The sequence below is a fragment of the Deltaproteobacteria bacterium genome (genome assembly GCA_016219225.1).
In the GTDB taxonomy this organism is placed as follows: domain Bacteria; phylum Desulfobacterota; class RBG-13-43-22; order RBG-13-43-22; family RBG-13-43-22; genus RBG-13-43-22.
Window position 1 is genome coordinate 1 of record JACRBX010000205.1, and the last position, 5906, is coordinate 5906.

At 47.1% G+C, this 5906-nt stretch carries 5 protein-coding genes; all 5 read right to left on the reverse strand.

All coding sequences use genetic code 11. The annotated features are described in order from the left end of the window. Nucleotides 1–2205, reverse strand: a 2205-nt coding sequence (locus HY879_17615; protein ID MBI5605157.1) for a polysaccharide biosynthesis tyrosine autokinase, incomplete at its 3' end; no start/stop codon positions are given. 105 nt (nucleotides 2206–2310) lie between these two features. Beyond that, complete coding sequence (locus HY879_17620) at nucleotides 2311–2463, reverse strand: four helix bundle protein (protein MBI5605158.1); 153 nt, start codon at nucleotides 2461–2463, stop codon at nucleotides 2311–2313. Between the two features lie 87 nt (nucleotides 2464–2550). Then, nucleotides 2551–3303, reverse strand: coding sequence for a polysaccharide biosynthesis/export family protein (locus HY879_17625; protein ID MBI5605159.1), 753 nt, complete (start codon nucleotides 3301–3303; stop codon nucleotides 2551–2553). Nucleotides 3304–3632: 329 nt separating this feature from the next. After that, nucleotides 3633–4874, reverse strand: coding sequence for an outer membrane beta-barrel protein (locus tag HY879_17630; protein MBI5605160.1), 1242 nt, complete (start codon nucleotides 4872–4874; stop codon nucleotides 3633–3635). 302 nt (nucleotides 4875–5176) lie between these two features. Beyond that, nucleotides 5177–5659: a hypothetical protein gene (locus HY879_17635; protein ID MBI5605161.1), complete on the reverse strand. Its 483-nt coding sequence runs from the start codon at nucleotides 5657–5659 to the stop codon at nucleotides 5177–5179. Nucleotides 5660–5906: the final 247 nt, after the last annotated feature.

Below are 5906 nucleotides of genomic sequence, written 5' to 3' on the forward strand. Positions count from 1 at the left end.
CTTCGACTTCCTACGGCTATGTTTCTTCTTCTTCCGGTCTCCGCTCTCACCGTAATAATAGTAGTAATACTGGTAATAATAATAACTGTCTTTCCCGATATTGACGGCATTCAAGACTGCGCCAAGGACGTGGGCCTGCACATCCTGGAGCTGGCGGATGGAATTGGCGATAACATCCCGGGCCGTTACCCCGACCTGAATAACCAGGACCACCCCTTCTACAAACCGTGAAAGAAGGACCGAATCGGTAACGGCTACGATAGGCGGTGAATCGATCAGGACCCGGTCGTATTCCTGCAAGATTTCAGCGAGCAGGGTCTTCATGCGGTCCGATCCGATCAGTTCGGCCGGATTGGGTGGGATCGGTCCGGAGGGGATAATTTCCAGATTGGGAATTTGGGTCGAGACCTTCAGTTTCTTCCAATCCCCTTCCCCGACCAAAATATTGGACATGCCCCGTCCTTTTTCGCAGTTAAATACTTTGTGCAGACGGGGTTTGCGCATATCGCAATCCAGCATTATGATTTTTTGCCCGGCCTGGGCCATGGTTATAGCCAAATTGGAGGAAGTTATGGTCTTCCCTTCTTGCGGGCCGGAGCTGGTAATCAACAAGGAACGGGGTGAATGCCCCGGTGTTGAAAACAGGATACCGGTTCGCAGGCCACGATAAGCCTCACTGGCTGAAGATTTCGGATCAGTTAAAGAGACCAATTCGGACCCCGGATGTTCCGATTCAATGGAAAAACTCGGGACCGGTCCGAGATAAGGAACGTTAAAGTACTGTTTAAGATCATCCGGGGTTTTAACCGTATTATCCAAATATTCCAGGAAAAAGGCCACCCCTACCCCGCCCATCAGCCCCACCAGACAGGCCAGAAGGAGATTCAGCTTTAAACGGGGTTTGGCTGGCCTTTTAGGGATTTCGGCCGGATCGACTACATGGATGTTGACGGTCCGGTTTTCTTCGCTGACATTGGTCTCCTTAAGTCGTTTCAGGAGCATATCATAAAGACCGCGGTTGGACTCCGTTTCCTGCTGCAAGACCTGGTATTGGATGGCGATCTTATCCCGGTTGATTGTCTCAGCCTGGCTCCGTCCCAGAGCGGCTTGAAGTGAATGCTCCTGGGCCAGGGTGGCCTCGTATTTAGATTTCATGGCATCAACCAGGTTTTTAATTTCCTGAAACTTTTTTTTCCTTAAACTTTCGATCTCCTGATTCAAGGCTACCATGGTTGGATGCTTCGGCCCGAATTTTTCGCTTTTTTCCATCTTATCTCGAAGGAGCTTGACTTCTTGACTCTTTATGTCAACGATCACCGGATTATTGATGGCTTCTGGAATCGATTCGGCCTGTTCCGGGTGCTTTAGGGACTCCTGGGCCTTTTTGAAATAAATCTCTGCCTCAATCCGTTTATTGGTAGCTTCCACCAACTGGGCATTTACCTGGGACATTTTTTGACGGCTGATATCCTGTGACCCTGACCCTTGCGATTCCTTGGAGCCGCCGCCCCCGGTTAAAGCCGCCACCCCAAATTTTTCACGGTATTGCTGAAGGGCCTGTTCCGAGGCCTCAAGCTTTCTTTTGACCTCTTTTACCTGTTCATCCAGGAAGACCGCAGCATTTTGTTGGGTTTTCAGCCTTAAACCCAGTCCCCAATCGATATAAGCCTGGGCCAGGGTATTGACGACCTTGGCCGCCAATTGAGGGTCCTGAGATTCAAAATTCACTTTCACCAGACGGCTGTTCCGGATCGGCTGAATCTTCAGCTTCCCAAGGAAGGCGCCTACCAGGGGTGAATCGTTGTCCGGTGATGGATTCCCGATAACCGGAACGGCTATACCACCGGGAAGATTGGATTCTTTTTTTTCCGGTCTTTTAAATTCATGGTATTGGGATAAATTAAGACGTTTTATGACCTCCCGGGCCAGAGACCGGGATTCCAGAATCTGATACTGGGTTTGATAAAAATCCGTGCCCGAGGTATCGATGGCCACCAACTCCTGGGTAGAGAGAATATTGGGATTGGCCTTCTCGATCATCAGTTGGGCCGTAGCCTGGTAGATCGGCGTCATGGTCAGGGAATAAATGGCCACGGTGGTCAGACAGACCAGAAAAAAGAGAATTATAATCCATCGGCGCTTGGAAAGAACTCGCCAATAGTCTCTTAAGTTTATTTCGCGGGTAGTTTCCTGAATTTCTTCCATAATAATTCCTTAATTCATTTGCTCAAAGCTCAAAGGGAAATTCATTTACTTGAGGATGGAATTGATAAGACCTTTGATCATCGAGGCTATTTCTTTGGCTTGTTTTTAAATTTCAAAATATTTTTCATGGCTTATCCAATTTCTTCTTTTAAAAATTTCAAGCAAGGTCATCGTCTCATATAGGGAACCTCGTGCTATGTATAAATACTGAACAAATTCTTTTTTCGAAAATCTACCTTTCCCTTCTGCAATCTTCATACCCAAATCTCATTTCTTTCTCTCCGCCCAGCTTTGAGTTTCTTTCTGTTTTTCCTTTGAGCCTTGAGCCTTGAGCTTTGAGCTTCCTTAAAAAAAGCTTTCCGGCACGATAATCGTATCCCCTGCCTGCACCAGGGTTTCCATGTTAACCTTGATTTCGGTCTTTTTCCCCTCCACTTCCCGGACGATCTTGGTCCGGTTAGGGGCAGACTTGGGCGTAAGCCCTCCTCCGATACTGATACCCATCAGGACCGTTGTCCCCCGTTCCAAATTAAACTGTCCTGGATTTTTTACTTCGCCCATGACAAAGAAAAAGGGCATTTTGGGGACAATAATGGAATCCCCGTCCCGAATCGGCACATTGTCTTTTCGGTCTCCGGCTAAGGCATCCTTTAGATTTACCCGGAGGATAGTCGTTTTTTTATCGGCCGCGGCCTCTTCCAGGGTCATCATCTTTCCTTGTTTGACAGGGTCTCGGGGTCGGATAACCACCACCTCTTCCCCGGCATCCTTGGTAAACCCACCGGCCTGGGAAAGGGCGAAAAGTAAATTATTTTCTTTTGTTATGGGATAGGTACCCGGATTTTTTACCTCGCCCATGACAAAAACTTTCTGGCTTTTATAATCTTTAACGGTCACAGTGAGTTGAGGGTTCTTCAGATAGCCGTCCCCCAATTTCCGGGCCAATTCTTTTTCCAACTGCTGGGTCGATTTTCCGGCGGCCCGGACCTCCCCGATCATGGGGAAAGTAATGGTCCCCTCAAGGGACACCGGCACCATGCGCTTCAAATCCTCATGACCCCAAACGGTAATCTCAATCATATCCTCGGGACCAAGCATATAATCGCCCTGGGCCAAGGCAGAGAAGGGCAGAAGAAGGGTTAGCCAAAATAAGATTACTATTTGTTTCCGCATCACAATCAGGTCATCCCGTTTAGATTAAATTTTAAGATTTAATTAGGACGCAGATTTTCGCCGATAGCCGCAATTATTCTATTAACTCTTTGTTCATCAGCGTCACAACTGCAAATTCATGCCCATTGAGGAGAAGAACAATAAAAAAAAGAGCACTTCGCTTAAAATAATCGCTTCCGATCCTTAAGCGAAGCGCCCCGTCTAACTGATTTTCCTGTTTTTCCTTTGAGCTTTCAGCTTTGAACTTTGAGCTTTTAAAAGGCTGCGACTGCGCTGACCCAGACCTTGTTTTCCTTGTAGTTATAATTCAGGAAATTGGAATCGTTATTGGTATAACTGTAATTGAGTCCCAAGTTCAACCAGCGCTGTAAGGCGTACCCGACGCCCGCTCCGACATAATACTTCTTGTCATCCCGGGTTTTGATAGCACCGTCAATATCCGTTGTACTTTGTTCAAACTTCCCGGTTCCGTATCCGGCATTGGCGTTCAGACTGACCTTCTCGTTCCAGGCCAGGATATGACGATACCACAAGGAAACATCCGTGCTGGTATAAGGGGCATTGGTATCCACATCTTCTAAAATTTGCCTGTTGGCAATAAAGGTCAATCCATCGTACCTGGACAGGGTATAAGTGACATTAATCAAGCTGGAGAAGGTTGAAAAGGTATTATTCCTTCTGGCCAGACTGTTATCATATTCTTTTTGAGCCCAACCCACTTTGGCATAGCCTCGTAATTTGGAAGTGGGATCAAAAGAGAGACCCACATAGGCCGAATGGTCTTTATTATCGTTAAAGGTAGCGGTCTTATATTTGGTTTTAGCATAATTATAATCCGCCAAAGCATCTATCTTGGGGGTGAATCGGTAATATAATGATCCTCCGAATAAGTCCCTTTTATAGTTCCCACCCTCATCAAAATTATTTTTATAGGCGTAATCGTAATTATTATAACGGCCCTCGACTGCCCAGCGGTCTACAAACCGATATTTAGCCATAACATTAAAATCATTGGCCGTATACGGCAACTCCCGGAATGGGTCACTGGAACTGTTATTGCCGTTTTTGGCCTTCCGGGGGATTTTTGCATCGGCATAATAATCCGATAGTCCAAAGATCAATCCTCCCGGGAAATCCAGATTCACCTCCCCGCCGACTCGTTGATTGGCATAGTTGGTCCCTGAGTTATTTGAAAACCAGTTAACGTCGGCCCGGTAATTTAATTGGACGTTATGGCGCTGCAAAGGCAAAAAGAGCTGCACCCCAGGAGAAAGGGTGGTAATAAGATCGGATTCGGATTTCAAATTCCCGTAATTACGGTAGACGTTATCATTATACGTTTCGGTTAATCCCACGAAAGGATGCACTTCCAGCGGGCCGATTTTGATGTTCCCCTTGCCTGGCCCGGCCACCTGGGCCCCCAAAGGATAAACAAAACAAAGCATTGATATTATTAAGCTTACCGCCAACAAACTATCCCAATTTTTCATGTTCATCGGGTGCCACCTCCAAATGAAATATGGTTAATCTCTTTCTCTCCCTGCAATCATCTACTTCGTCTTTCTGGTCTATCTTTTTCGTTATGTCCATCTGGATAAGATCGTTCTCGCTCAATTTTATTTTTATCCCAAGAGTTCATTTGCTATGAGCCAAACGATTTTGCCTCAAACCTCAAATGAAATGCTCCTTAAATGCAACGTTCCTCAGATCCGCTGCTGGCGGATACACCTCAAGTGAAGCACATCTCGATCTTTTTTTACTTTGACTTTGAGTCCAGAGCTTTCAGCTTTGAGCTTCTTTACCTGCTTTTGGAGAAGACAACGCCGCCGCCCCCTCCGCCGCCGCCCCCGGCTCCGCCACCAGCACCACCGCCGCCGCCACCACCTGTACCGCCGCCTCGGGTAGCCGCAGCCGCTGCTATAGTCGTACCGGAGGAAATGCCAGCGCTTATAATCGGCGCAGAAACCCCGGCATTAGTGGCGGCAGTGTTAACCAAGGTACTGGCATTCCCCGTGAGCGAACCGGCGGCAACGGCTGAATCCACTGCCAGATAAAGTTGGGCGATGTTAGCCGACGTGGCCGCCTTGTCCAAACCTGTTACGCCAAGCGGGAAAATGATGGCGGTTAAGGCCTCGGTGGTCATGCCTAATTGTTTCGCCATTTCATTGACCACATCCCCCATAGTGGGTTCGGCGGCCATGGCCTGCCCGGTCATCAAGATTATTCCGATAAATAACCCCAACACCAACAACCCTGTCCCAATGATTCTTTGTTTTTTCATGTTGCCCTCCTTAGTTTTTAAAGAATGGGTAAATAGGTTTTGTGAATTTATATGGTGAATTTATCCTACAACGAACCAAAAGTCAAGAAAAAAATCGATTATTTTTGTAACTATTCACCATTCCAAACGTAATTGATGCCTCAGAGCAGTTATTCAGTCTCCATAAATGGAGGCCATTTCCCCTCAAACAACAGTCTCAATGATTCCGATGGCGTGAGACCCTGCTTACGGCAGGTGGATAAATAAC

Bases quoted from the DNA above. Each gene is read 5' to 3' on its own strand.
- HY879_17635 (MBI5605161.1), bottom strand. From the start codon at position 5,659: ATGAAAAAACAAAGAATCATTGGGACAGGGTTGTTGGTGTTGGGGTTA.
- HY879_17625 (MBI5605159.1), bottom strand. From the start codon at position 3,303: ATGCTTGGTCCCGAGGATATGATTGAGATTACCGTTTGGGGTCATGAG.
- HY879_17630 (MBI5605160.1), bottom strand. From the start codon at position 4,874: ATGAACATGAAAAATTGGGATAGTTTGTTGGCGGTAAGCTTAATAATA.
- HY879_17620 (MBI5605158.1), bottom strand. From the start codon at position 2,463: ATGAAGATTGCAGAAGGGAAAGGTAGATTTTCGAAAAAAGAATTTGTT.